20 protein-coding genes and 1 pseudogene are annotated in these 24,283 nt (G+C 56.0%); 17 read left to right on the top strand and 4 right to left on the bottom strand.

What is annotated here, in order from left to right; genetic code table 11:
- Positions 1-125: 125 nt before the first annotated feature.
- The gene (locus HYI44_RS28425) at positions 126-1,619 is read right to left on the bottom strand and encodes a CoA-acylating methylmalonate-semialdehyde dehydrogenase (RefSeq protein WP_122841669.1); all 1,494 of its coding nucleotides are present in this window, start codon (positions 1,617-1,619) and stop codon (positions 126-128) included.
- A 209-nt stretch (positions 1,620-1,828) separates the two neighbouring features.
- Positions 1,829-3,178 (bottom strand): aspartate aminotransferase family protein, encoded by a 1,350-nt coding sequence (locus HYI44_RS28420; RefSeq protein ID WP_122841668.1) that lies wholly within the window; start codon positions 3,176-3,178, stop codon positions 1,829-1,831.
- 139 nt (positions 3,179-3,317) lie between these two features.
- On the opposite strand from HYI44_RS28420, the gene HYI44_RS28415 reads away from it, so the two are divergent.
- The 7 genes from HYI44_RS28415 (at position 3,318) to HYI44_RS28385 (ending at position 11,369) form a co-directional block, all read left to right on the top strand.
- On the top strand, positions 3,318-4,238 hold the full coding sequence (locus HYI44_RS28415; protein WP_045058195.1) for a LysR family transcriptional regulator: 921 nt from the start codon (positions 3,318-3,320) through the stop codon (positions 4,236-4,238).
- 120 nt (positions 4,239-4,358) lie between these two features.
- Positions 4,359-5,753 carry a uracil-xanthine permease family protein gene (locus HYI44_RS28410; RefSeq protein WP_225571127.1) on the top strand — a complete coding sequence of 465 codons (1,395 nt, stop codon included), beginning with the start codon at positions 4,359-4,361 and terminating at the stop codon, positions 5,751-5,753.
- Between the two features lie 87 nt (positions 5,754-5,840).
- Positions 5,841-6,491: a TetR/AcrR family transcriptional regulator gene (locus HYI44_RS28405; RefSeq protein ID WP_122841666.1), complete on the top strand. Its 651-nt coding sequence runs from the start codon at positions 5,841-5,843 to the stop codon at positions 6,489-6,491.
- 21 nt (positions 6,492-6,512) lie between these two features.
- A complete protein-coding gene (locus HYI44_RS28400) occupies positions 6,513-7,094 on the top strand; it encodes an IMPACT family protein (RefSeq protein ID WP_122841665.1) in 582 nt (193 codons plus the stop codon).
- A 665-nt stretch (positions 7,095-7,759) separates the two neighbouring features.
- Positions 7,760-9,325, top strand: a complete 1,566-nt coding sequence (locus HYI44_RS28395) for an ABC transporter ATP-binding protein (RefSeq protein WP_225571126.1) — start codon at positions 7,760-7,762, stop codon at positions 9,323-9,325.
- Positions 9,326-9,336: 11 nt separating this feature from the next.
- A complete protein-coding gene (locus HYI44_RS28390) occupies positions 9,337-10,443 on the top strand; it encodes an ABC transporter permease (protein ID WP_122841663.1) in 1,107 nt (368 codons plus the stop codon).
- Complete coding sequence (locus HYI44_RS28385; RefSeq protein ID WP_122841662.1) at positions 10,443-11,369, top strand: ABC transporter permease; 927 nt, start codon at positions 10,443-10,445, stop codon at positions 11,367-11,369. The genes HYI44_RS28390 and HYI44_RS28385 overlap by 1 nt, the downstream gene beginning before the upstream one ends.
- A gap of 73 nt (positions 11,370-11,442) precedes the next feature.
- Here HYI44_RS28385 and HYI44_RS28380 read toward each other — a convergent pair whose 3' ends face one another.
- Positions 11,443-11,874: a hypothetical protein gene (locus HYI44_RS28380; protein WP_122841661.1), complete on the bottom strand. Its 432-nt coding sequence runs from the start codon at positions 11,872-11,874 to the stop codon at positions 11,443-11,445.
- Between the two features lie 83 nt (positions 11,875-11,957).
- Here HYI44_RS28380 and HYI44_RS28375 point away from each other — a divergent pair, with 83 nt between their 5' ends.
- The 3 genes from HYI44_RS28375 (at position 11,958) to HYI44_RS28365 (ending at position 14,669) form a co-directional block, all read left to right on the top strand.
- Positions 11,958-12,308: a MerR family transcriptional regulator gene (locus HYI44_RS28375; RefSeq protein ID WP_225571125.1), complete on the top strand. Its 351-nt coding sequence runs from the start codon at positions 11,958-11,960 to the stop codon at positions 12,306-12,308.
- 25 nt (positions 12,309-12,333) lie between these two features.
- Positions 12,334-13,020, top strand: a complete 687-nt coding sequence (locus HYI44_RS28370; protein WP_122841659.1) for an SDR family oxidoreductase — start codon at positions 12,334-12,336, stop codon at positions 13,018-13,020.
- A gap of 290 nt (positions 13,021-13,310) precedes the next feature.
- On the top strand, positions 13,311-14,669 hold the full coding sequence (locus HYI44_RS28365) for an 8-oxoguanine deaminase (protein WP_225571124.1): 1,359 nt from the start codon (positions 13,311-13,313) through the stop codon (positions 14,667-14,669).
- A gap of 126 nt (positions 14,670-14,795) precedes the next feature.
- Here the strand turns inward: HYI44_RS28365 and HYI44_RS28360 are convergent.
- Positions 14,796-15,596 (bottom strand): annotated as a pseudogene (locus HYI44_RS28360) (calcium:proton antiporter); the annotation flags it as partial.
- Positions 15,597-15,882: 286 nt separating this feature from the next.
- On the opposite strand from HYI44_RS28360, the gene HYI44_RS28355 reads away from it, so the two are divergent.
- From HYI44_RS28355 to HYI44_RS29745, 7 genes are all read left to right on the top strand, one after another.
- Positions 15,883-18,006, top strand: coding sequence for a hypothetical protein (locus HYI44_RS28355; protein ID WP_225571123.1), 2,124 nt, complete (start codon positions 15,883-15,885; stop codon positions 18,004-18,006).
- Positions 17,993-20,215 carry a hypothetical protein gene (locus HYI44_RS28350; protein ID WP_225571122.1) on the top strand — a complete coding sequence of 741 codons (2,223 nt, stop codon included), beginning with the start codon at positions 17,993-17,995 and terminating at the stop codon, positions 20,213-20,215. Before HYI44_RS28355 ends, HYI44_RS28350 begins: the two co-directional genes overlap by 14 nt.
- Entirely contained in the window at positions 20,193-20,747 is a 555-nt protein-coding gene (locus HYI44_RS28345; RefSeq protein ID WP_225571121.1) for a hypothetical protein, read from the top strand. The genes HYI44_RS28350 and HYI44_RS28345 overlap by 23 nt, the downstream gene beginning before the upstream one ends.
- Before the next feature lie 2 nt (positions 20,748-20,749).
- A complete protein-coding gene (locus HYI44_RS28340; protein ID WP_225571120.1) occupies positions 20,750-22,219 on the top strand; it encodes a hypothetical protein in 1,470 nt (489 codons plus the stop codon).
- A gap of 143 nt (positions 22,220-22,362) precedes the next feature.
- Complete coding sequence (locus HYI44_RS28335; RefSeq protein WP_225571119.1) at positions 22,363-22,698, top strand: hypothetical protein; 336 nt, start codon at positions 22,363-22,365, stop codon at positions 22,696-22,698.
- Between the two features lie 80 nt (positions 22,699-22,778).
- Positions 22,779-23,468, top strand: coding sequence for a hypothetical protein (locus tag HYI44_RS28330; RefSeq protein ID WP_225571118.1), 690 nt, complete (start codon positions 22,779-22,781; stop codon positions 23,466-23,468).
- Positions 23,469-23,869: 401 nt separating this feature from the next.
- Positions 23,870-24,235 (top strand): MbcA/ParS/Xre antitoxin family protein, encoded by a 366-nt coding sequence (locus HYI44_RS29745; RefSeq protein WP_225571117.1) that lies wholly within the window; start codon positions 23,870-23,872, stop codon positions 24,233-24,235.
- Positions 24,236-24,283: the final 48 nt, after the last annotated feature.

Raw genomic sequence — 24,283 nt, 5'->3', positions numbered from 1 at the left:
GAAGTGGGGCGAATTATAGACATCTGAAATCTGCCGTCAAGCGCTGTTTTCACAAAACTGTCATATCAGTCAAAAAAGTCCGAAAACACAAAGGCCGGCCCAATGGGCCGGCCTTTGTCCCCTGCTTACAAGCTAGGGAATGCGAACTGCGATGCCTCATGGCTCGCCCGTTGTGGCCAGCGCTGGGTAATCGCCTTGCGGCGAGTATAGAAGCGCACACCATCCGGACCGTAGGCATGCAGGTCGCCGAACAGCGAACGCTTCCAGCCACCAAAGCTGTGATACGCCACGGGTACCGGCAGCGGCACGTTAACGCCAACCATGCCGACTTCAATCTCGTCGCAGAACAACCGCGCCGCTTCGCCATCACGGGTGAAGATGCAAGTACCGTTGCCATACTCGTGATCGTTGATCAGTTGCATGGCTTCTTCCAGGCTGTTGACCCGGACTACGCACAACACCGGCCCGAAGATCTCTTCTTTATAGATGCGCATCTCTGGGGTGACGTGATCGAACAGGCAACCGCCCAGGAAGAAGCCTTCTTCATGACCGGATACGCTCAGGCCACGACCATCCACCACCAGCTTCGCGCCAGCGGCAACGCCGTCATCGACATAACCGCTGACCTTGTCCCGTGCCTGGCCGGTCACCAGTGGCCCCATGTCCAGGCCGCAGGAAGTGCCCGCGCCAATCTTCAGCGCCTTGATCTGCGGCACCAGCTTGTCGACCAGCGCATCGGCAACCTGGTCGCCCACGCAGACGGCCACCGAAATCGCCATGCAACGCTCGCCACAGGAACCATAGGCCGCGCCCATCAGTGCGCTGACCGCATTGTCCAGGTCGGCATCCGGCATCAGTACCGCGTGGTTCTTGGCGCCGCCCAGTGCCTGCACGCGCTTGCCACGCTTGGTGCCTTCGGCATAGATGTATTCGGCAATCGGCGTCGAGCCGACAAAACTCAGCGCCTTGACCTCGGGCGCCTCTATCAACGCGTCCACTGCGGACTTGTCGCCATGCACCACGCTCATCACGCCTTTGGGCAGACCGGCTTCGAGCAACAGCTGAGCGATCAGCAGCGTGGAACTCGGATCACGCTCGGACGGCTTGAGGATGAAGCAGTTACCGCAGACGATCGCCAGCGGGTACATCCACAACGGCACCATCGCAGGGAAGTTGAACGGGGTGATACCCGCCACTACACCCAGCGGCTGGAAGTCCGACCAGGCATCGATGTTCGGGCCGACGTTACGGCTGTATTCGCCCTTGAGGATTTCCGGAGCGGCACAGGCGAACTCCACGTTCTCGATGCCACGCTTCAGTTCGCCCGCGGCGTCTTCCAGGGTCTTGCCATGCTCTTCGCTGATCAGCTGGGAGATGCGCGCTTCGTTCTGCTCCAGCAGTTGCTTGAAGCGGAACATCACCTGGGCACGTTTGGCCGGTGGCGTATTGCGCCAGGCCGGGAACGCAGCCTTGGCCGCGTCGATGGCTTGTTGAATGGTTTCGCGGCTGGCCAATGGCACTTTGTGGATGGGCTGACCGGTAGACGGGTTGAACACGTCGGCAGTGCGACCGTTATCGGTCACCAGTTCACCATTGATCAAATGCGGAATAAGGCTCATGCGGGGCTCCAGAAAATGTGTTCGCGGGCGTCTTGGGAACGCCTGCTTATATATGTAGGAGCCAGCTTGCTAGCGATGGAGGCTAACGATGACGTGGGCTGCCTGGATGACCGCGGCGCCCTCTGGTTCATCGCGAGCAAGCTCGCTCCTACAAGTGTTCGGTCAATCAGTCCCAAGTAGTGGGCCAATCAATTCAGGTACAGAGTCGATCAATCAATTTTGTTCAGCACTTCGCCGACCGCGTCGAACAGACGATCAAGGTCCTGTGGCTTGCTGTTGAACGTTGGGCCGAACTGCAGGGTGTCGCCGCCGAAGCGCACGTAGAACCCGGCTTTCCACAACGCCATGCCCGCTTCGAACGGACGCACAATTGCATCGCCATCACGGGGAGCAATCTGGATCGCACCGGCCAGGCCATAGTTACGAATGTCGATGATGTTCTTGGAGCCCTTCAGGCCGTGCAGCGCGCTTTCAAAATGCGGCGCGACGTCCGCCACGCTTTGCACCAGGTTTTCCTTTTGCAGCAGGTCGAGCGCGGCCAGGCCGGCAGCGCAAGCCACCGGGTGCGCGGAATAGGTGTAGCCGTGGGGGAATTCCACCGCGTACTCAGGCGTCGCCTGGTTCATGAAGGTCTGGTAGATCTCGGAACTGGCAATGACTGCACCCATCGGGATCGCACCGTTGGTGACTTGCTTGGCGATACACATCAGGTCCGGGGTCACACCGAAGCTTTCGGCACCGAACATCGAACCGGTGCGGCCGAAACCGGTGATCACTTCGTCGAACACCAGCAGGATGTTGTGCTGGTCGCAGATCTCGCGCAGGCGCTTCAGGTAACCCTCAGGCGGCACCAGCACGCCGGCAGAACCGGCCATTGGCTCGACAAATACGGCGGCAATGTTCGAAGCGTCATGCAGTTCGATCAGCTTGAGCAGTTCATCCGCCAGGGCGATACCGCCCTCCTTCGGCATGCCACGGGAGTAGGCATTGCTGGCCAGCAGCGTGTGCGGCAGATGATCGACGTCCATCATCGCCTGACCGAACATCTTGCGGTTGCCATTCACTCCACCAAGGCTGGTGCCGGCAATGTTCACCCCGTGATAGCCGCGAGCGCGGCCGATCATCTTGGTCTTGGTGGCCTGGCCTTTGAGACGCCAGTAGGCACGGACCATCTTCACTGCCGTGTCGGCACACTCCGAACCCGAGTCGGTAAAGAACACATGGTTCAGGTTGCCCGGCGTCAGGTCGGTGATTTTCTCTGCCAGCTGGAACGACAGCGGGTGGCCGTACTGGAAGCCTGGCGAGTAGTCGAGGGTGCCCAACTGCCTGGAGACCGCTTCCTGGATTTCCTTGCGAGTGTGCCCGGCGCCACAGGTCCAGAGGCCCGACAGCGAGTCATACACCTTGCGGCCCTTGTCGTCGGTCAGCCAGCTGCCTTCGGCGGCAACGATCAGGCGTGGATCACGCTGAAAGTTGCGGTTGGCGGTGTACGGCATCCAGTGCGCGTCCAGCTTGAGCTGGCTGGCCAGCGGCGACCGGGCGTTTTCGGGCATGTTCATGTGCAAAACCTCGCAGGGCAATAAGCGGCATAGAGATCAAAAGCGTTCTTGCAGCTAAATTGCCATGGAGATAAAGTCTGTGAAATCCAACTTTTCTAATGTTCAGTCAGCCCACTACTAAACTTTGAGCCATTCGCCCATGAGCACACGCCGCCCCGATCCGCTGGCGCAAGTCAGCGACTTTGATATCCGCCTGCTGCGGATCTTTCGCAGCGTGGTCGAGTGCGGCGGGTTCTCCGCTGCCGAGTCGGTGCTGGGCATCGGTCGCTCGGCGATCAGCCAGCAGATGAGCGATCTGGAGCAGCGCCTGGGCTTGCGCCTGTGCCAACGCGGTCGCGCCGGTTTTTCCCTGACCGAGGAAGGCCGCGAGGTTTACCAGTCGGCGTTGCAACTGTTGAGTGCGCTGGAAAGCTTTCGCACCGAGGTCAACGGCCTGCACCAGCATCTGCGTGGGGAATTGACGATTGGCCTGACTGATAACCTGGTCACCCTGCCCCACATGCGCATTACCCACGCCCTCGCTCAATTGAAGGAGCGCGGGCCCGACGTGCAGATCCAGATCCGCATGATCGCCCCCAACGAAGTCGAACAAGGCGTGCTCGACGGTCGCCTGCATGTCGGCGTCGTGCCCCAGGCCAGCGCATTGTCGGGGCTGGAATATCAGCCGCTCTACGACGAACGCTCGCTGCTCTACTGCGCGGTGGGTCATCCGCTGTTTTATGTCGACGACAAGCAGCTCGACGATGAGCGCCTCAACAGCCAGGACGCCATCGCCCCGACCTTCCGCCTGCCCGCCGATATCCAGGCGCATTACCAGGCGCTCAATTGCACCGCCAGTGCCTCGGACCGTGAAGGCATGGCGTTTCTGATCCTTACCGGGCGCTTTATCGGGTATCTCCCGGACCATTACGCCAGCCTCTGGGTGCAGCAAGGCCGCCTGCGCGCTCTAAAACCCAAGGCGCGGTTTTATGACCTGAGCCTCGCATCGGTCACCCGCAAGGGCCGTCGCCCCCATTTGGTGCTGGAAAGCTTTCTGGAGAGCCTTGCCGCGACCCGGTAAAAATCCATTGAGGCATCGTAATCAGAGGGCTGGAGAGAACCTGAAGGAAAATAACCTGAGCACTTGGACAGCTTTTTGCAGGACGACACTACCGTCACCCGCTCAAGAAGAACTTTGTCCATGCAGCCAGAATCCTCCAACCCCAGCGACCTGATCTACGGCCTCAACGACCGCCCGCGCCCCCTGGCCGCGATCCTCGCCGCCTTGCAACACGTGCTCGCCAGTTTCGTCGGCATCATTACGCCGCCGCTGGTCATTGGCTCGGCCCTGGGCTTGACGGCCCATTTGCCGTACCTGATCAGCATGGCGCTGATGGTGTCTGGCGTCGGGACCTTCATCCAGGCTCGCAGGCCTTTCGGCATAGGCGCCGGGATGATCTGCCTGCAGGGCACCAGTTTTGCTTTTTTGGGGGCGGTGTTGTCCGCCGGGTTTCTGGTCAAGCAACGGGGCGGCAGCCCGGAGGACATCCTCGCCATGATCTTCGGCGTGTGTTTCTTCGGCGCGGTGGTCCAGGTGATCCTGAGCCGCTTCATCGGCCAATTGCGCCGTGTGGTCACGCCGCTGGTCACCGGTATCGTGATCACGCTGATCGGCATCAGTTTGATCAAGGTCGGCATCACTGACCTGGGTGGCGGTTTCAATGCCACAGACTTCGGCGCCCCAGGCAATCTGGCCCTGGGAGTATTCGTCTTGCTGACGATCATCCTGCTCAACCGTTCGAACACGCCCTGGGTCCGGCTGTCGGCAATCATCATTGGCCTGGTGCTGGGCAGCCTCGCGGCATGGTTCAGTGGCAAACTGGTGCCGCAGCCCTTGCCCGACCTGCCCCTGGTCAGCCTGCCCCTTCCTTTCAAGTTCGGCTTCAGCTTCGACTGGACCGCGTTCCTGCCTGTCGCCCTGATCTATCTGATCAGCACCATCGAAACCGTTGGCGACCTGACGGCCAACTGCATGCTCGCGCGCCAGCCGATCAGTGGGCCGTCCTACATCAACAGGCTCAAGGGCGGTGTCCTGGGCGATGGCGTGAGCTGCCTGATTGCCGCGACGTTCAGCGCATTCCCTAACACCACGTTCGCTCAGAACAACGGCGTGATCCAGTTGACCGGCGTAGCCAGCCGCTACGTCGGGTTGTACATCGGCGCCCTGTTGTTTTGTCTGGGTCTGTTTCCGTTGATTGGTGCAGTGCTGCAGCAAATCCCCAAACCGGTGCTCGGTGGCGCGACCCTGGTGATGTTCGGCAGCGTCGCGGCAGCGGGCGTGCGCATTCTCGCCCAGGCACCGCTGGACCGGCGCAGCATGTTGATCATTGCCACTTCCTTCGGCGTGGGCCTGGGCATTGCCGCGCAGCCCAACCTGTTGCACCTGATGCCAAAACTGGTACAAAACCTGTTCGACTCGGCCATCACCAGCGGCGGCCTTACCGCCATCCTGATGTGCCTGTTGCTGCCGGAAGCGAAATCCGCCGCACAGGCAGACGCGGCCCTGCCCAAGAGCGAGCCAATCAGGCAGCTGTAAGGCTTTTATAAAGACAGGACTTGTCGGATACCCGTGGGTGCGCTATCAACGCTCTGGCTGCACCCACCTACCTGTTCGGAAGTGACTATGACCTTTGAAGTCCCTGCTCACGGCGGCAAACCCGCCAGCCGCATTCGTCAGAAGAACGAAGAGGCGATCATCAAGGCCGCCGAAGACGAGTTCGCCCGTCACGGGTTCAAAGGCACGAGCATGAACACCATCGCCCTGAATGCCGGCTTGCCCAAGGCGAACCTGCATTATTACTTCACCAACAAGCTGGGTTTGTACGTGGCGGTGCTGAGTAACATCATCGAGTTGTGGGACAGCACTTTCAACACCCTGACAGCCGAAGACGATCCCGCTGAAGCACTGACGCGGTATATCCGCGCCAAGATGGAATTCTCCCGGCGCCAGCCCCAGGCATCGCGGATTTTCGCGATGGAAGTGATCAGCGGCGGCGAGTGCCTGACCGAGTATTTCAACCAGGATTATCGCGCCTGGTTCCAGGGACGGGCGGCGGTGTTCCAGGCGTGGATCGACGCCGGCAAAATGGACCCGGTGGATCCGGTCAACCTGATCTTCCTGCTGTGGGGCAGCACCCAGCACTACGCTGATTTCGCCACCCAGATCTGCCGCGTAACCGGCCGGAGCAAGTTGACCAGGCAGGACATGGAAGACGCCGGCAACAACTTGATCCGCATCATCCTCAAGGGCTGCGGCGTGACGCCTGCTCTTTAAGACACCCCACTTAAGATCACTATGCCTTATACCCTCAGCGACCTTTGCGAGTATCGCGAAGAGATTCGCAAAAGCCGCTTCATCACCCTGGCCGCTCCCATCAGCAGCCCGGCAGACGCCCAGGCGTTTATCGAGCAGCACAGCGACCTGAACGCCACGCACAACTGCTGGGCGTGGAAGCTCGGCGATCAGTACCGCAGCACCGACGACGGCGAACCCGGCGGCACGGCAGGCCGGCCGATTCTGGCGGCAATCGATGCCCAGGATTGTGATCAGGTGGTAGTCCTGGTGATTCGCTGGTACGGCGGCATTCAACTCGGCACCGGCGGCCTCGCCCGGGCTTACGGCGGTGGCGCCAACAAGTGCCTGCAGGCGGCGGCAAAAATCGAACTGATCAGCCGCGTGCCCATGAACTGCGCGTGCGCCTTCGCCGAGCTGGCCTTGGTAAAGATTCGGGTGGCGGAATTGGGCGGGCTGGTGGTGCAGGAGACGTTTACCGGCAATGGGGTCGATCTGCAGCTGGCGGTGGGTGAGCATCAGATCGATGCGCTGCAGTCGTTGTTGGCGGATCTGAGTCGTGGGCGGATAGTGTTGGAGCGCTAAGATCAAAAGATCGCAGCCTTCGGCAGCTCCTACGTAAAGCGTCACCTTGTAGCAGCCGGCAAGCCGGGGCCTGCGGATTTGCGTGGCGCCGCAATCCAATGTGTACCTCGATCTCGTAGGAGCTGCCGAAGGCTGCGATCTTTTAGGGCATCACCCAATTCCCCGACGACCACTAATTGCCCACATCTGCTGTGCACCCGCCTGTGGATAACCTGAGCACATACGGCTGTAACCCTTCTGTCATGCGGCTTTGCGGCCTTTGTTCATTTTTCGTTCAATGCTGCTGACAAAACCCGCAAATTCTCGTGAAAACAATCAGTTAGCCCTGTTTATGTCCTTTAGAAGAAAGCAAGGCAGTACTTATGCCCGGTGTTCGCGCTTGCGCACAAATACTGTGGAGCAATCTGTGGATAACCCGTTCACTCCTGTCGCGACCCCAGATCCTGCATGGGTTGCGGCCGACTGATCGATTTTTAACCAAATATTCATGCGCGAAATCACAGCGTCATCAAGGGCTCTGCCCCTTGTTGGTGCCCGGATCGGCAGGCGCTGCCGACCGGGCATTGGCTCCACGGCCTGTGATTCAGGATTATTTGAATTTTCCTGACTCAATGGCCAGGAAATTGCTTTATCCACAGGCATAACTTCAATCGACCGAGCCTGTCATGTCTATCCAAGCGCCGATCCCTGATCGAACACCGCGTCTGCAACTGCGCAGAATCACCAAGCGCTACCCCGGTTGCCTGGCCAACGACGCCATCGACCTGACCATCGCACCTGGCGAGATCCACGCCTTGCTGGGTGAAAACGGTGCTGGCAAAAGCACCCTGATGAAGATCATCTATGGCGTCACCCAGGCCGACGCCGGGGAAATGATCTGGCAGGGGCAGCCGGTGCTCATGCGTAACCCGGGGCAGGCTCGCGAGCTGGGGATCGGCATGGTGTTCCAGCACTTCTCGCTGTTTGAAACCCTGAGCGTGGCGCAGAACATTGCCCTGGCAATGGGCGCCGCCGCCGGCACACCGAAACAGCTCGAACCGAAAATTCGTGAAGTGTCGCGCCGTTATGGCATGGCCCTGGAACCGGAACGACTGGTTCACAGCCTGTCGATCGGCGAGCGCCAGCGGGTGGAGATCATTCGCTGCCTGATGCAGGACATCAAACTGCTGATTCTCGACGAACCGACTTCAGTGCTGACGCCCCAGGAAGCCGACGATTTGTTCGTGACCTTGCGCCGACTGGCAGCCGAAGGTTGCAGCATTCTGTTTATCAGCCACAAGCTCGGCGAAGTTCGCGCCCTGTGCCACAGCGCCACGGTATTGCGCGGCGGTCGAGTGGCCGGGCATTGCGTTCCGGCGCAATGCTCGGACCCGCAACTCGCACGGCTGATGGTCGGCGAAGCTGCCGAGCTGATGACCGAATATCCGAAAGCGCAAGGTGGCGAGGTTTTCCTGGACGTGAGCGCCCTGTCATGGGCCAACCCGGACCCGTTTGGCTGCTCGCTCAAAGACCTCGACCTGGCTGTGCGCTGCGGTGAAATCGTCGGCATCGCCGGGGTTGCGGGTAATGGCCAGGATGAATTGCTGGCCTTGCTCAGCGGTGAAAAACGCCTGCCCTACAGAGACCGCAACATCATCCGTTTCAGCACAAAACCTGTCGCCCACCTGCGCCCCGATGCGCGCCGTCAACTCGGCCTGGCCTTTGTCCCCGCCGAGCGCCTGGGCCATGGCGCAGTGCCGGACCTGAGCCTGGCCGACAATGCCCTGCTGACCGCCTTCCAGCAGGGCCTGGTGAGCAAGGGCCTGATCCAGCGCAGCAAGGTCAAGGCCCTGGCTGAAGAGATCATTCGCCGCTTCGGCGTCAAGACACCCGATACCCAGACCCCCGCGCGCAGCCTGTCCGGCGGCAACCTGCAAAAATTCATCCTCGGCCGGGAAATCCTCCAGCAACCAAAGCTGCTGGTGGCTGCACACCCGACCTGGGGCGTCGACGTGGGTGCGGCGGCGGTTATCCACCGGGCGCTGATCACCTTGCGCGATGCCGGCGCAGCGATCCTGGTGATCTCCGAGGATCTCGACGAATTGTTCCAGATCAGCGACCGCCTCGGCGCGCTGTGCGGTGGTCGACTGTCGCCCCTGAGGGCCACCGTCGACACTCGCCTGATCGATGTCGGCGGCTGGATGGCTGGCCAGTTCGACGCTTCCTGCTCACCCGCACCGGCGACGGTTTAACGGAGTCTTTCATGCTGCTTTCTCTCGAACCCCGTGGCCGCCAATCGCGCCTGATGTTGTGGTGCTCGCCGTTGCTGGCGGCAGTCCTCACGCTGGCCTGCGGCTCGTTGTTGTTTATCGCACTGGGGCATGACCCGCTCCTGACCCTGCACACGCTGCTGATCGCCCCCGTGAGCGATTTGTATGGGGTCTCCGAATTGCTGGTCAAAGCGCTGCCAATCCTGCTGTGCGCCCTGGGCCTGGCAGTGGCGTACCAGGCGCGGATCTGGAACATCGGCGCCGAAGGTCAACTGCTCCTCGGCGCGTTGGCCGGCAGTGCCCTGGCGGTGAACATCATTGATATGCAGAGTCGTTGGGCACTGGCGCTGATCCTGCTGACCGGCTCCCTGGCGGGTGCCGCCTGGGCCGGGCTGACGGCGTGGCTGCGCACGCGCTTCAACGCCAACGAAATCCTCACCAGTATCATGCTCAACTACATCGCCCTCAACCTGTTGCTGTTCTGCGTGCACGGGCCGCTCAAGGACCCGGCAGGCTTCAATTTCCCCGAGTCGGCGATGTTTGGTGACGCCAGCCGCCTGCCGCTGTTGATGGAGGACGGCCGGGTTCACGCCGGTGTGTACTTCGCCCTGCTGGCCTTGGTGACCGTGTGGGTGCTGCTGCAAAAAAGCTTCGTCGGCTTCCAGATAAAAGTCCTCGGGCTGGACACCCGCGCGGCCGGTTTTGTCGGCTTTCGTGAGAAGCGTCTGATCTGGTTGGCACTGTTGATCAGCGGCGGCTTGGCCGGGCTGGCTGGCGTTTGCGAAGTCACCGGGCCGATCGGCCAACTGGTGCCGCAGGTATCGCCGGGGTACGGCTACGCGGCGATCACCGTGGCTTTTCTCGGGCGCCTGAATCCGCTGGGCATTCTGTTTGCCAGCCTGCTGATGGCCCTGCTGTACATCGGCGGCGAGAGCGCACAAATGAGCATGAATCTGCCGCAGGCGATCACCCAGCTGTTCCAGGGGATGATGCTGTTTTTCCTGCTCGCCAGTGATGTGCTGATTCTCTACCGACCGCGCCTGAACCTGCGCTGGGCCCGTCGCGCCCCAGCCACCGCCGCACACGCTGGAGCCCTGTGATGGACATCGACCTGCTGAGCAATATTTTCTACGCCATGATCCGCTGCGGCACGCCGTTGCTGCTGGTGGCACTGGGCGAGCTGATCTGCGAGAAGAGCGGCGTACTCAACCTGGGCCAGGAAGGGATGATGCTGTTCGGCGCGGTGATCGGTTTTATCGTCGCACTCAATAGCGGCAACCTGTGGCTCGGTGTAGTGCTGGCGATGCTCGCCGGGATGCTGCTGTCATCACTGTTCGCCCTGGTCGCTCTGGTATTCAACGCCAACCAGGTAGCCACCGGGCTGGCGCTGACGATATTCGGCGTGGGCCTGTCGACCTTTGTCGGCGCGGCGTGGGTGGGTAAACCCCTGGCCGGATTCGAGCCGGTGGCGATTCCGTATCTCAGCGAGATTCCACTGATCGGGCGCATGCTGTTCGCTCAGGACCTGCTGGTGTACCTGTCGTTTGCGTTGTTTGGCGTGGTGGCGTGGGTGATTTTGAAAAGTCGCGTTGGGCTGATCATCCAGGCGGTCGGCGAAAATCCCGACGCGGCCAGCGCCATGGGCTTGCCGGTGCTGGGGGTGCGCACCCTGGCCGTGTTGTTCGGTGGGGCGATGGCCGGGCTGGCCGGGGCTTACCTGTCCCTGGCCTACACGCCGATGTGGGCCGAAAACATGAGCGCCGGACGCGGCTGGATTGCCCTGGCGCTGGTGGTGTTTGCCAGCTGGAGGGTGTGGCGCCTGTTGCTGGGCGCCTATCTGTTCGGTCTCGCCAGCATCCTGCACCTGGTGGCGCAGGGGTTGGGGCTGGCGATTCCGTCGAGCCTGCTGGCGATGCTGCCGTACGTCGCGACCATCGTGGTGCTGGTGCTGCTGTCCCGGGATGCGGTGCGCACACGGTTGTATGCGCCGGTGTCGTTGGGGCAGCCTTGGCAGGCTGGGCGTTAGGGGGTGCCTGTCAGGCCCTCATCGCGGGCAAGCCCGCTCCCACAGAGTTCGGTGCCGACCGATAATATCGAGTTCAACTCGGCCATTGTGGCAGCGGGCTTGCCCGCGATGGGGCCTTCACAGGCAACACCTGAACAATGCCCCACGCCAATTCAAACACCAGGAACACCACCAGCAACGAGCTTCCCCCCTGCAGCAAGGCATTGAGCTGCCAGGCCGCAAACAAAAACCGCCCCGCCGCGTCATACCGGCCATACACCTGCTGCGGATCACGAATCCGCAGCACCGACCACACACAGACAATCGACCCCAAAAGGTTCGCCATCAACATGTGCATCGGCGCAAACACCGGCAGCTCCCCAGGCAGGTCCAGCGCCTGCATGACAGCCGCCAGCAGCCCATGCAGCGCGGCGAAACTCCAGGGGGTCACGAAGGCCGCCATCACGATCAGGTCATACCACGCACTGCCGCGCACCAACCGTCGATACTGAGTGGAAGTCCACATCGTCATTGCTCCATAAATTCAGGGAGCAACAAGGCTAAAGCCTGGAGTATGCTCAAGGGTCAAGCCCTTCTCGAGAGCCCGGTATGCGCATCGGTGAACTAGCCCAGGCCAGCTCGGTCAGCCGCGACACGCTGCGGTTCTACGAACAGCGCGGACTGATCGCCGCGCAACGCAGCGCCAATGGCTACCGCGACTACCCGGTGGAAATGGTGCAACTGGTGCAATACATCAAAACGGCCCAACGACTGGGCTTTACCCTCGGTGAGATCGGCGACAGCGTCGCTGCCCTGTGGCAGTCGCCCAATCCGGACAGTGCAGTCACTCAATTGCTCCAAGACAAGCTCAAACTGATCGAGGCGCGCATGGTAGAACTGGGCGAATTGCGTCACCAGTTGCAGCAACGACTCGGCCAGCGTTGTCCATTAAATCCGTGATCCTCATTCATCAAGGAAGCCACTCATGTCCAAGGCAAAAACCGCACTCATCATCGGCGCCTCCCGGGGTCTCGGGCTAGGCCTGGTGAAAACCCTGCTGGCCGATGGCTGGCAGGTCACCGCCACCGTGCGCAACCCGCAGAACGCCGAAGCCTTGCAGGCCCTGGGCAATGTGCGCATTGAAAAACTCGACATGGACGATCAGCAAGCCGTGATTGCCCTGAGCCAGAAGCTCAAGGGTGAACTGTTCGATCTGTTGTTCGTCAACGCCGGGGTCAAGGGACCGGACGTGCAAACGCCCGGTGGCGCTACGCTGGCCGAAGTCGGGCAACTGTTCTTCACCAACGCGGTGGCACCGATCAACCTGGCGCAACGATTTGCCGCACAGATCCAGCCCGACAGCGGCGTGCTGGCGTTCATGAGTTCGGTGCTGGGCAGCGTCACCATGCCGGACGCGCCTGAGCTGGCCTTGTACAAAGCCAGTAAAGCCGCGCTCAACTCCATGACCAACAGCTTTGTCACGCAATTGGGCGAGCAGAAACTCACGGTGTTGTCGCTGCATCCGGGCTGGGTGAAAACTGACATGGGCGGCGAAGGGGCCGACATCGACGTGCAGACCAGCACCCGCGGGCTGGTGGATCAGGTCAATGCGTACGCCGGCAAGGGTGGGCATCATTTCGTTAACTACAAAGGCGAAACCATTCCCTGGTAAGCACTTCCTTTAGCCACCGGCCGGCTCTTCAGGAGCCGGCTTGCCGGGGATGGCCTTTGCTCGGCATTGCTGAAACAGCGAGGCGCCTGCATCGCCAGTAAGCTGGCTCCTGCAAAGGGTACGCGCAGGCCCACGCGGGGTGAGCGCCAGCGTCCGGTCGGGCCGGGCTTGCTCGCCAAGCGGTTTTGTTTGAAACTGCGCACCTCGTCCCCGCGGCGACCCTGGATCAGCAGACAGGGTAATCACTGAGCTGGCTAACCTGAACCCAACTTTCAGAGGAGCCGGCCAACATGCCTGCGACCCGTACCTGGTTAAAAAATCCCCTCGCCATTTTCACTGCCAATGAGCTCGACGCCCGTGGTGGCCTGGTGGTGCAAGACGGTGTGATCGTCGAAGTGCTCGGCGCTGGCCAGCAGCCGGCCACCCCCTGCGATCAAGTCTTCGATGCCCGCGAACATGTGATCCTGCCTGGGCTGATCAACACCCACCACCACTTCTATCAAACCCTGACCCGCGCCTGGGCGCCGGTGGTCAACCAACCGCTGTTTCCGTGGCTGAAAACCCTGTATCCGGTATGGGCACGCCTCACTCCGGAAAAACTCGCTTTAGCCACCAAAGTGGCCCTCGCCGAATTACTGCTGTCCGGTTGCACCACGGCTGCGGATCACCACTACCTGTTCCCCGAAGGCCTGGAAAACGCCATCGACGTGCAAGTCGAGAGCGTGCGTGAACTGGGCATGCGCGCGATGCTCACCCGCGGTTCCATGAGCCTTGGGGAAAAAGACGGTGGCTTGCCGCCGCAACAGACCGTACAGCAAGGCGAAGTGATACTCGACGACAGCCAGCGACTGATCGCCGCTTACCACGAACGCGGCGACGGCGCGCAAATCCAGATCGCCCTGGCGCCCTGCTCGCCGTTTTCGGTGACGCCGCAGATCATGTCCGCCAGCGCCGAACTGGCGAACAAACTCGACGTGCGTCTGCACACCCACCTGGCCGAGACCCTGGACGAAGAAGACTTCTGCCTGCAGCGCTTCGGCCTGCGTACCGTCGACTATCTGGACAGTGTCGGCTGGCTCGGCCCGCGCACCTGGCTGGCCCATGGTATTCACTTCAACCCGGATGAAATCGCCCGCCTGGGCGCGGCAGGCACCGGGATCTGTCATTGCCCGAGCTCAAACATGCGCCTGGCCTCGGGCATTTGCCCGACGCTGGATCTGACCGCTGCCGGCGCATTGCTCGGCCTGGGCGTGGACGGCTCGGCCTCCAATGATGCGTCGAACATGATGCTGGAAACCCGCCAGGCCCTTTACATTCAGCGCCTGCGCTACGGTGCCGAGAAAATCACGCCGGAACTGGTGCTGGGCTGGGCAACGAAGGGTTCGGCGGGTTTGCTGGGACGTACCGACATCGGCGAACTGGCGGTGGGCAAGCAGGCCGACCTGGCGCTGTTCAAGCTGGATGAACTGCGTTTCTCCGGCAGCCATGATCCGGTGTCGGCCCTGCTGCTATGCGGCGCGGATCGCGCGGATCGGGTGATGATCGGCGGCAAATGGCGGGTGATTGACGGGCAGGTGGAAGGGCTGGACCTGAAGGGCTTGATAGCGGATCACAGCCAGGCCGCCCGGCAGTTGATTGCCGGCACCTGACATCACACCGATCAAAACTGTGGGAGCGAGCCTGCTCGCGATGGGCGGTTTTTCAGCCGACATCAAAATGGTCTGAAACATTGCTGGCGCGAGCAGGCCCACTCCCACAATTGATTGCTGTGAGTCTCAAAGGCCCAGCAGCGACAACATGATGAATGTCGCGAACAGCACAAAGTGCGTCATCCCTTCGATGGCATTGGTCTCGCCATCATTGAGGTTGATCGCGCTGACGATCAGCGTGAGGAAGATCATCACCGTCTGCACCGGGGTCATCGCCATCTGGAATGGCTGGCCGGTGTAGAGTGCCATAGCCTCCATCACCGGTACGGTGAGGATTACCGTCGACAACGACGCGCCCATGGCGATGTTGACCACCGACTGCATGCGATTGGCCAGTGCCGCCCGCAGTGCGGTCAGGATCTCCGGCGCGGCGGAAATCGCCGCCACCAGGATTGCCGTGATCACTGGCGGTGCTCCGGTTCCTTCAAGGCCCAGGTCCAGGGTCTTGGACATCACCTCGGCCAGCGCGCCAATCACTACCACCCCAAACACCAGCGTACCGATGGAAACGGCCAGGCTTACAGGCGCGGGTTCTGTTTCAGCCGGCTCCTTGCGACGGCGTTTTTCCGGGTAGCTGTAGCTGAAAAAGTAACTGTGCGGCCCGACCTGCATGCGCAGGAATAACGCATACAGCACCACCATCGCGCCAATGGTGAAGCCCGAATAAATCTTCCAGTTGGCCTCGGGAATAAACTCCGGAACCACCATCGACACGCCCATGGCGGTCAGGATCATCACGCTGTAGCTGCGCGCCGAATCGTCGTTATAGGACTGCTCGCCGTGCTTGATCCCGCCCATCAACGCAGCCAGGCCGAGGATGCCGTTGATGTCGAGCATAATAATTTTGTAGACACGGACACCAGTGTCAAAGGGGCGGCTTCCCTCTGCTTTGAATAGCCATTTAGGCACAAGGAAAAATACGCTCTAAACAGATAATTCGAGGGCGAAGCGCCACAACCAATTTTCTTGCTATAACGGTACGCTAGTGGCATACTGATAAAGGTGATTTGACTTTTTGTCAAAATAGATACAGGATCCTTGGCATCAAGGAGAATCCTGTGCGAACACTTGCCCCCTTCCAGACCTACCCAAATCCTAAAAGCCGATTAATTTTCGAAGCCTTCGCGTTGAGTTCTGGAACGGAGGGCTGCACGTGCCCGTAACCTTTCATTACGACTCGAACAGCCATACATGTTCGTTTTTCGCGCCGTCGGAGAAAAATGGTAAAGGAGAACGTGAGTTCCGATGCCCAATGGCACCGATAATTACATGGGCGGAATTCAATTCTTATGCTCAAGCAGCAGTGGACAACCTCAAGTCTGAGTCACCAGACAGCGTCATTGAGCAGGTCGAGATACTGAAAAACATTCAGCGTTACGCAATCGCAGAGAGCACGCCCCTGCCCAAATGCGCCCTCGAATGGGACGAATTCCTTATAGGACATTTTGAATTTACTTTGGATGACTTAGGCCCAAACGGCAAAAGATCTGCAGAAACCAGGATATCCAGATGGTCAAATCTCGAGCGATATTATAATAAGCTGCAAACTCGCGGGCTTATTCCCAAAGATGTGTACATACCATCCAGGCATTTATCCGATGGCAATAACATGCCGAGAAAACCACGGACACCTATTGGAAAACTATCAAAACAGGTTTCCGAAACAAGTGGAGGTTGGAGTAAAGAAGCGCTTGTCAGCAGAGACCTTTGCCTAGATGAAGATGAGTTTCTGTGCCGTATCTCACAAAGCCTCTGTTCCGCAATTCAAGCAACCATTGACGGATGCTTCGAGTATTTGGAAAAGATGAAAAGCGCCCACGATTTAGGACGAAACCTCATTGAAAAAATTGACCCCGCCGAATTAAAGAGACGCATCACAAGCGGGGACTACTATGCTGATGGAGTTCACGTAGCCGATCCGAAAAGCAAAAATTGCTTGCCATGGGTCTTAGCTGTAGCAAACTACTTCCTCAAAGAAACTGAGCAACTCAATTCTATTAGCTATGTTGCATTATCAAAAATTGATTTCTTCAAAGACTTAACTCGCAAGGCAACCAAAGACGAATTTTCCAAACTAATTCGTCAAGCCATTGGCCATCTTGGCATACACACTGCCAACTCCACAGAAAACTTTAGCCGACTCCTAGGCCACCTTTCAGCTCGGGATTGTGCTGCGATGGCTTCAGTTCTGATGATTGACCAACCAAAATTCCCATCTACGGGCCTTCAAGGCGCCAAGCTGAAAACCTCCGAAGGCACCCCCCTAATTGAAGTACAAATCGATGAACAATCAATTCAGTTCTCCATTGAAAAACCGAGAGCTGATCAATTTCAAGTCGAGATACTCACCCCTCGAAGCGCCGAGGTATTTAAGTACGCACTTCAATGCACCGACCCGATCAGAGCCAAGTTGAAACGCAAAAATGACGCAAAGGCTAATTACCTTTTCCTCACAGTAACAAAGCTGGGAATAATTTGCCCCGGAAACATCGATAATATCATGCACTCGAATGGTCACACCTTGTACAAAGAAATCGCACATCACTTCGATGGGCTGCATTTCGACAAAGAGACTTTTAGCTTAGGGGCTCTACGTGTAACCCAAGGACTTATTACTTACTTTCAAACAGGTAGTCTGTATGCAGTTTCTCAGCGCTTGGGCAATCAAATCCAGACTGTAAAGTCCTGCTACATCCCAAACTGGGTACAGGAGCGGCGATACATATGGATGATTAGAGCCTTTCAAGCGAAGCTGGTTTTACTCGCTACGATTGATAAACCATGGGCGCTGGAAACAAGTGACTTTCTCACGGAAGATGACTTGAAAGTTTTCGTGAGCAAACAGCTGAAAAAAACACGGAGATCTGATGCTTTCTCGCAGCACTTCAGGCGTCACTTCCAACACTGTGAAAGCAACTCAACCATTCTGGAACTAAGTGACGCACATCTGGCGTTCGAAATAAGTGAAAAATCACTAGCTGCACTCTACACCTTGGTCAACCATTCAACTGAACACACCGACCCTAAAGAACTAGAGAAGATCGACCCAGTATTGAATGTTTCACTTAATTCATTGATACAGCTGAAAGGGTTAATTGCAGGCGTGGCTGAGGCCAATTTATCCTCAGACTTGGAGGCAATGATCGCCGCGTCCCTACACCAAGGCTCAAGAATTGAGTTAAAAATTATTCATCAAAAAGCGCAGTTGATAGCCAAAAGCCAAACGATTATCAGCACAAGACTAAAGCGTTCGGTGGCTCAGCATGCGAACACGTAACGCTCCCAAATACGATGATACAGATGGTTTAATCGCAGCTTTAAAAAAACAGGCGCGAAGCCGTAAGTCGAGCAAATCAAATCTAAACTCTATTAAAGCAGCATGGCTAATTGATGGTCAATTAGGCAGCCCAAGATGGACAATACGCGAAAGGGCAGACGCGCCCCCAGAAATTATCGACTTCTGCATTAGTCTTCCAGACGGCACTACCTTAACCGATCCTCAGAACAACAAATGTCTTACGCTGATTCAGCGAATTTTCTATGCAGCGCGGTGCGGCCACTTGCACAAGGCGAACCAAGAGACAAGTATCAGGTTGATAAAATGGCTATTCAAATTTACACAGTGGGTGTACTTAAACAAACACATTTTTGAACCAGAAAAGTATGCATTCGGCAAGGTTACCAACGACGATATCGATACACTGCTGGACATGCTTGCGGATGGATCTTGGGCATCAGCGCTCTGCATCATCAATCGATCCCTAGACGCAATTCATCAAAGTGTGTATGGATATGCTGCTCCCAGCACATACCATGACAACCCATTTAACCTTCCAGATAAATTCATAGACGACGCCATCAAATGGCTAACCAAGCATGAAAAATACGTGAAATCTGAAATCGTATCGAGAGCTTGGCTCTCGACAGCAATACTTTCGCCAGTTCACAAAAACGATAAAAAAATAAGACTGTTTCTTCGGCAATTTGAACCAACAGTTCATCATGATCGTTTATTGGCACGAACAAGTCGAGGCATCAGAAATTATATCGACTCACGCACTGTTAGCATAGAGTCCGTCCACACCAAGACCGCTTATGCGAAAACTTTCTACGGGCATGTAGATAAACTACATAGTTTCATGCAAGCAAACTACATTGATCCTAAAAGCTTTCCAAACATCACCATAAATAAAGATGAAGTGAAAGAATATAAATCTATTTATTCTGATCGCCTTATGATTACAGCGCATACCCCAAAAATACCGTATGGCGTCGGGATGCATGTCCTCACGTCTGCCATTGAATGGATAGTCCTGTATGGCAAAGCCATTGTTGATATGACGTTGCATATTGCTGAGACTATTTCGAGCGGTATTCATATCGATTATTTAGCAAAAAATATACGCGACTGGTCGAAGCCTTATGTTACTAACGCCTACCCAGGCCACCCCTCAGCCCCGCTGTTTGCAGCGCTTGACATAAACACTCTGACCGCAAGCCGAACCGGGGGTACCAATCGCAGTTTTAGCTACGTTCTTTCAGCATTTATAGGTGCCTGCGCAGTACTTATTGCGATGTTCAAACCTATCAGACAAGAAGAATTATCATCTATAAAACGCTCCGGCCTTCTCACGCGAAACTCTAACATTGAGCCCTACAAAGATCTACTATCCACTAATCCAGTGGGCCTGACTGAATCACTTTATACCGATGAAATGTACGATTCCGGAGCTTTCATCGTGCATGAAAACAAAAAGGCGGGTACTGCGGCGCTCAACCCAAACATTTGCCGCCCAATACCATACGTAACAACAATTGCCGTACAGTTACTACAACGTTTGGGAAACGGACTGTCTTGTATCTACCAAGATATTTCCAGTAATAATGACCGACTTTTTTACTTTCCCAGCCTACGAGACTTTTCGAAGGTAGGCACTCTGGGAACAGCAACAAGAATCGATCATGCGCTTATTCGTTTTTCAGACATAATTGATGTTCCACGAGAGAAAGACGGCACTAGGTGGTATATTCGAACTCATGAAATGAGGAAGTTCTTTATCTACACGATGTATTACCATGAGCCAAATTACGTGGCCGATGGGATCAGCTGGCATGCCGGCCATGCTTCAGCAAAAGAACTTAATAGCTACACGTCGACTATTGGTGTAGATGATGAGGTCATTGAACTACAGACAGAGTCCGTTGTAGATAAGTTAATTAGCTATGAACTTCACACTATTCCGACAACATCGATAGCGGGTCTGGCAGGCTTGTACAATGATGTCCTTCTAGGCTTCAAAGTTAAGTCTGTGAAAGGTCTACCTACTGCCAAATTTCACGATTTTGTACGCAGGTTGGTTTACGAGAAAAAGGTAGAGACGGCTGGGTACACTATTGTCCGCGAGATGCTAGATGGCACGATTTTAGACACTGAGATAGCCATTAAATTTGGTGAGCAAGTCGATGCAAAATACGTCCCTCGTTAATGTGTGTGCCCGGCATACCTGGCTGCTGCGCGCAGCCAAGTCGAATACCAATTTGGCACCTGACTATCTGGCAGCACTGGCATCTGCTCGTAGTTTTTGCAATCTTGAGATACCTGGTAAATTTGCGAAAATATCCTTGAACACGTTTAAAGCGGTAGCTAAACAAAGCCTTATTCCAGGAATTTACGCGCCGGCTTATACCACTCAATGGGAGTATATTCTTAATCTACTCTCCGAAGCCCGTGATCATGCCCATTCTAAATGCAACTCAAAAAAGCGCGGCTCAGAGGCCAGTGTAGAAATTTCCTCTGATGAAAAAATAAAACAAGCAAACCTGCATGCTCATCTGTGCTCTCTAGCCTTTATCAACTTGTTCAATTCAATTAAATCCATTCTTGAATCTCAAGATGATTTGAGCCCTATTGCAAAGGCCCGACTGCAAAGACAGATTGATATTTCTCGCGAAAAGTTCAAACACGTTAGCTCCCCATCTGTGTTGAAAAACTCCCGTCTGGATCTGGTGAAAGACTAACTATGAATAAGTTATATTTATCATACAAGGATGTCCTGCTACCACCACAGCAGATGTTCACAGAGTCAAAAGCCATAAAGCGTGGAATGCACTATCAATCGATTAGGAGCTTAGAATGCCTTGTACTCACTTACTGGCCTAACGGCAAGCCATGTTCACTTGTAAATTTTTTTTTGCAAGAACGAGGCTATTTGGCTACCGGCTTAGAAACACTTGAAACTTACGCGTCTCAGCTCACCCCACTAATTCAATTTTGCCACGAGTCAAATATAAACTTTGAAGATTTGACAGACCAAACCTTCACGAAATTCATAAATACGCTTAAATTACGTAAAGGCAGAGATCGCAGCAAAATTAGAAACATTACCAAAAACCACTGCGCGACGCTTGTCGATAGGTCAATACAGTTTTTAGTCTGGCTACAGCGAAATTATTCGCTAACCGGGTCATTGATAGTCGGAAAGGAATCGGACAACCCTCAAATAACGATCATTGAAAAATTTAACAAACACACCGGGCGCTATTACTTCAAACATATTCATTCTCCAGAAATATCTCAGCCCGTAAAAACGAAACGAGTAATGCCAGAGGATGCCATTGCTACACTGAAAGACGAGGTATTCAAGAAAGCAAGCCCATACTTCGCAAATAAGTTCAATCGATTCGGTCGAGAAACTGATACAAACTTAACGATGCGTTACATGTACGCCCGGAGGACTTTCTCTATTTGGTTTCTCGAAAGAACCGGCGGGCGTCCTAGTGAGCTAGCTAACTATGAAGTACCGGATCGGGAAGAATACGCTGAAAAATACAACCTGGTGCTGCCTGTAGCAAAGAAAAGAAAGCGCCAATGGCCAACCAGGAATTTTCAACTCACAGACTACGATATTACTGAGGTAAATGCCTATTTGGATTGCCGTCAGGAATATGTGGATCATTTGATTAGCTTAGGTCGCCTAGACGAAGCTCCACTTTCAATGATTCTCACAGAACAAGGTAAGCCAATGAAAACTCGCTCATTGCAGAAGGATTTTTCAAGGCTTGTAAAGAGCGCTGGCCTTTACTCAGAAAAGATCAGCATGAGCTTGTTTCGCCACCGTTTTATCACGCTTCACATTCTTCTAGAACTCCGCGATGAGCTTGGCGAAGACGCAGACAGCAAGCATCGTCTAACTGATATCTGGGGTGAGGCCGTGAGGCGCAAGATATGTGATCGCGTCGCTGAAAAAACCGGCCACGCGGACGGAGACTCCCTCCGCCCCTATTACGATAGGGTCTTTGCGATGGCAAAAGTCACCGATGGTAAAACTGCCGTTGAACGCAGTAATGATACTGAGTCGGCCATGCATACCCTGTTACGTCTCTTGTATACCTCCATCAAAGAAGGGATCGCACTGGAAGAACGCCTCTCTGCATTCATCAATGAAATTGCAGACCATATCGAAGCGACAGTGCCTAAACGTGCGGCCTAAGACCTGCCTGCCCTCACTTTTTCATAACCTGCATGCCGCGCCATGCGGCCCAGTGGTTCGTCGAAAATCGATATGACGCATGGCCTATTTCTCCATAAACATTCAACGGATGCTCCTTGCAGCTAAGCACTAGGTGCATCTCGATGACACTAGACTCCCACGCAACCTCAATGCCTTCGCTCATAGCGGATGATGTCAGCCAAATGCTAAGAGACATCATATTGGAGCGCCGCACCGTGAAGAGAACATGCGTACAGTCTTGGGATGAATTTTTCGCAGGGCTTTTCCACATCGAAGTCGAGGGTTGGCAACTCGTGTTCTTTAACGATTGCGGCGAGCTCGATTACTGCGATGAGTGCATCAGCCCTGATGGCCGGCGTTGGTCATTCGAGAGTGTCGGCAGTGAAGGTATTGACCCAATTTTTTTTGCTGGGCACCGAGGAAGAGCAGCGTTGGAGCGGCTTCTTCAACAACTGTAAAACGTGCCCCTTCTCGAAAGTTTATGCACTGAACAGAGCCATCGGCAGTGGTACACCACACAGGGGAAAGGGGTCTAGGCATGAACAACAGCTACGCTACCCAAGCCAAAGCCCATCTGTCTGCGATTGGCGTCCATCAGCCCTCTAAAGGTGTATGGGCATTCACGAATGTTCACACTGCCAGCCACGCCTACATCCATCACTCGCGAGAACCAGTAGCCTTGGCGGCCTACGCAGCAGTTAACGCCGGGTTTGCTGCTGGCCGTTTCCCTGACTGGGCGCTGGTCGACATGGTAGACAAAGTGCCTTGCATGGATGGTATTGAGCACACGGCGCTGGCGATGGTTTGCGGAGCTTCAATGCCTACGTTTCCCAGTGCATCAGTGCGCGGAAATATTTTTGGGCAAGCCGTGTGGGACATCGTAGAGGCTTACTCGCTTGAGGCTTGTTTTGAACATGTCGCACGCGCCTATGGAAGCCCAGGCAGGCATTACAACTTACGGCCTCGCTGCTTCGATTGGGCTGGCGGAGAAGAGCCCATCCCCGAAGAACTGAAAGCAATGCGCAAAAGCTATCGCGCAATGACGCCGCTTCAACAGATCATGGTTTTAACGATCATGCACTTGTACTGCCAGGGCAAAGATAAGACATATCTGACTGGGGGCTGTCCGACGAAAATTCCTGCCGGAGAGGCAATGGATATCCTTCGCAGCAATGGGTCGGCGCTCTCGGCTTGGGGCCATATGGTTACTCATTATGCAGTCTGGTGAAAGGCCATGGTTTGGGCGTGCCCCTGGTCGGGGACGGCTGTCGTGAACCAAGCCCTGGCGCGATGCGCCGGTCTTGGCCCTANTCTGGTGAAAGGCCATGGTTTGGGCGTGCCCCTGGTCGGGGACGGCTGTCGTGAACCAAGCCCTGGCGCGATGCGCCGGTCTTGGCCCTACGGGCTTCCATCCGCACGCCTGCGCGCTCCGCTTGCCTGCCCACCTCGCCTTCTGGGGTCTGTAACGTAGCTTTGTACGCTGTAACGTAAGCAGTGTTACAAAGCACAAAATCACGTTACAGACCATTGATTGCATGGCTGCTGGAGCCGTTCACCGGTCAGAAGCGGCCATACTGTTCGATGAAGATGGATAGATAAACTCGGTCATCACAGATCATAAGGTGGGGCATGAAATCAGGCGAATCGAGCACCGCAAACGCAGTACTTGGCAAAGCATTTATTCGGGCTGGTGAAGGCTTGGGGCTTGATGACTCTGAACTATCAGCTGTTTTGGACGAGCAGGTATCCACTGTCCTGCATCTACGTCACGGACATGAACTGCTTCAACCTTGTACTGAGGCTTGGGCCCGGGCCTTGCTTCTAGTTGAGTTGTATCAGTCATTGCTCGCACTCGTAGGAACCGAGCGAAATGCAAAGATCTGGCTAAGCAGCCAGAATAGCAGTCTGAGTGGTCGACCGCGTGATCTCATCGCATGCCAAGCGGGACTGGAGCAAGTGGTTCAGTATTTGGCTGCTACTCGCTCACTCATTTAACCTCTCCGGCACATCGCTGAAAATACTGCCATGGAAAACGAAATCAGG

The organism is Pseudomonas sp. Y24-6 (genome assembly GCF_020295325.1).
Classification (GTDB): domain Bacteria; phylum Pseudomonadota; class Gammaproteobacteria; order Pseudomonadales; family Pseudomonadaceae; genus Aquipseudomonas; species Aquipseudomonas gregormendelii.
This window is presented reverse-complemented; position numbering and strand designations above follow the sequence as displayed.

Excerpts from the sequence above, each read along its gene's own strand:
- HYI44_RS28425 (WP_122841669.1), bottom strand. The coding sequence starts at position 1,619 with ATGAGCCTTATTCCGCATTTGATCAATGGTGAACTGGTGACCGATAAC.
- HYI44_RS28420 (WP_122841668.1), bottom strand. The coding sequence starts at position 3,178 with ATGAACATGCCCGAAAACGCCCGGTCGCCGCTGGCCAGCCAGCTCAAG.
- HYI44_RS28415 (WP_045058195.1), top strand. The coding sequence starts at position 3,318 with ATGAGCACACGCCGCCCCGATCCGCTGGCGCAAGTCAGCGACTTTGAT.
- HYI44_RS28410 (WP_225571127.1), top strand. The coding sequence starts at position 4,359 with ATGCAGCCAGAATCCTCCAACCCCAGCGACCTGATCTACGGCCTCAAC.
- HYI44_RS28405 (WP_122841666.1), top strand. The coding sequence starts at position 5,841 with ATGACCTTTGAAGTCCCTGCTCACGGCGGCAAACCCGCCAGCCGCATT.
- HYI44_RS28400 (WP_122841665.1), top strand. The coding sequence starts at position 6,513 with ATGCCTTATACCCTCAGCGACCTTTGCGAGTATCGCGAAGAGATTCGC.
- HYI44_RS28395 (WP_225571126.1), top strand. The coding sequence starts at position 7,760 with ATGTCTATCCAAGCGCCGATCCCTGATCGAACACCGCGTCTGCAACTG.
- HYI44_RS28390 (WP_122841663.1), top strand. The coding sequence starts at position 9,337 with ATGCTGCTTTCTCTCGAACCCCGTGGCCGCCAATCGCGCCTGATGTTG.
- HYI44_RS28385 (WP_122841662.1), top strand. The coding sequence starts at position 10,443 with ATGGACATCGACCTGCTGAGCAATATTTTCTACGCCATGATCCGCTGC.
- HYI44_RS28380 (WP_122841661.1), bottom strand. The coding sequence starts at position 11,874 with ATGTGGACTTCCACTCAGTATCGACGGTTGGTGCGCGGCAGTGCGTGG.
- HYI44_RS28375 (WP_225571125.1), top strand. The coding sequence starts at position 11,958 with ATGCGCATCGGTGAACTAGCCCAGGCCAGCTCGGTCAGCCGCGACACG.
- HYI44_RS28370 (WP_122841659.1), top strand. The coding sequence starts at position 12,334 with ATGTCCAAGGCAAAAACCGCACTCATCATCGGCGCCTCCCGGGGTCTC.
- HYI44_RS28365 (WP_225571124.1), top strand. The coding sequence starts at position 13,311 with ATGCCTGCGACCCGTACCTGGTTAAAAAATCCCCTCGCCATTTTCACT.
- HYI44_RS28350 (WP_225571122.1), top strand. The coding sequence starts at position 17,993 with ATGCGAACACGTAACGCTCCCAAATACGATGATACAGATGGTTTAATC.
- HYI44_RS28345 (WP_225571121.1), top strand. The coding sequence starts at position 20,193 with ATGCAAAATACGTCCCTCGTTAATGTGTGTGCCCGGCATACCTGGCTG.
- HYI44_RS28340 (WP_225571120.1), top strand. The coding sequence starts at position 20,750 with ATGAATAAGTTATATTTATCATACAAGGATGTCCTGCTACCACCACAG.
- HYI44_RS28335 (WP_225571119.1), top strand. The coding sequence starts at position 22,363 with ATGACACTAGACTCCCACGCAACCTCAATGCCTTCGCTCATAGCGGAT.
- HYI44_RS28330 (WP_225571118.1), top strand. The coding sequence starts at position 22,779 with ATGAACAACAGCTACGCTACCCAAGCCAAAGCCCATCTGTCTGCGATT.
- HYI44_RS29745 (WP_225571117.1), top strand. The coding sequence starts at position 23,870 with ATGAAATCAGGCGAATCGAGCACCGCAAACGCAGTACTTGGCAAAGCA.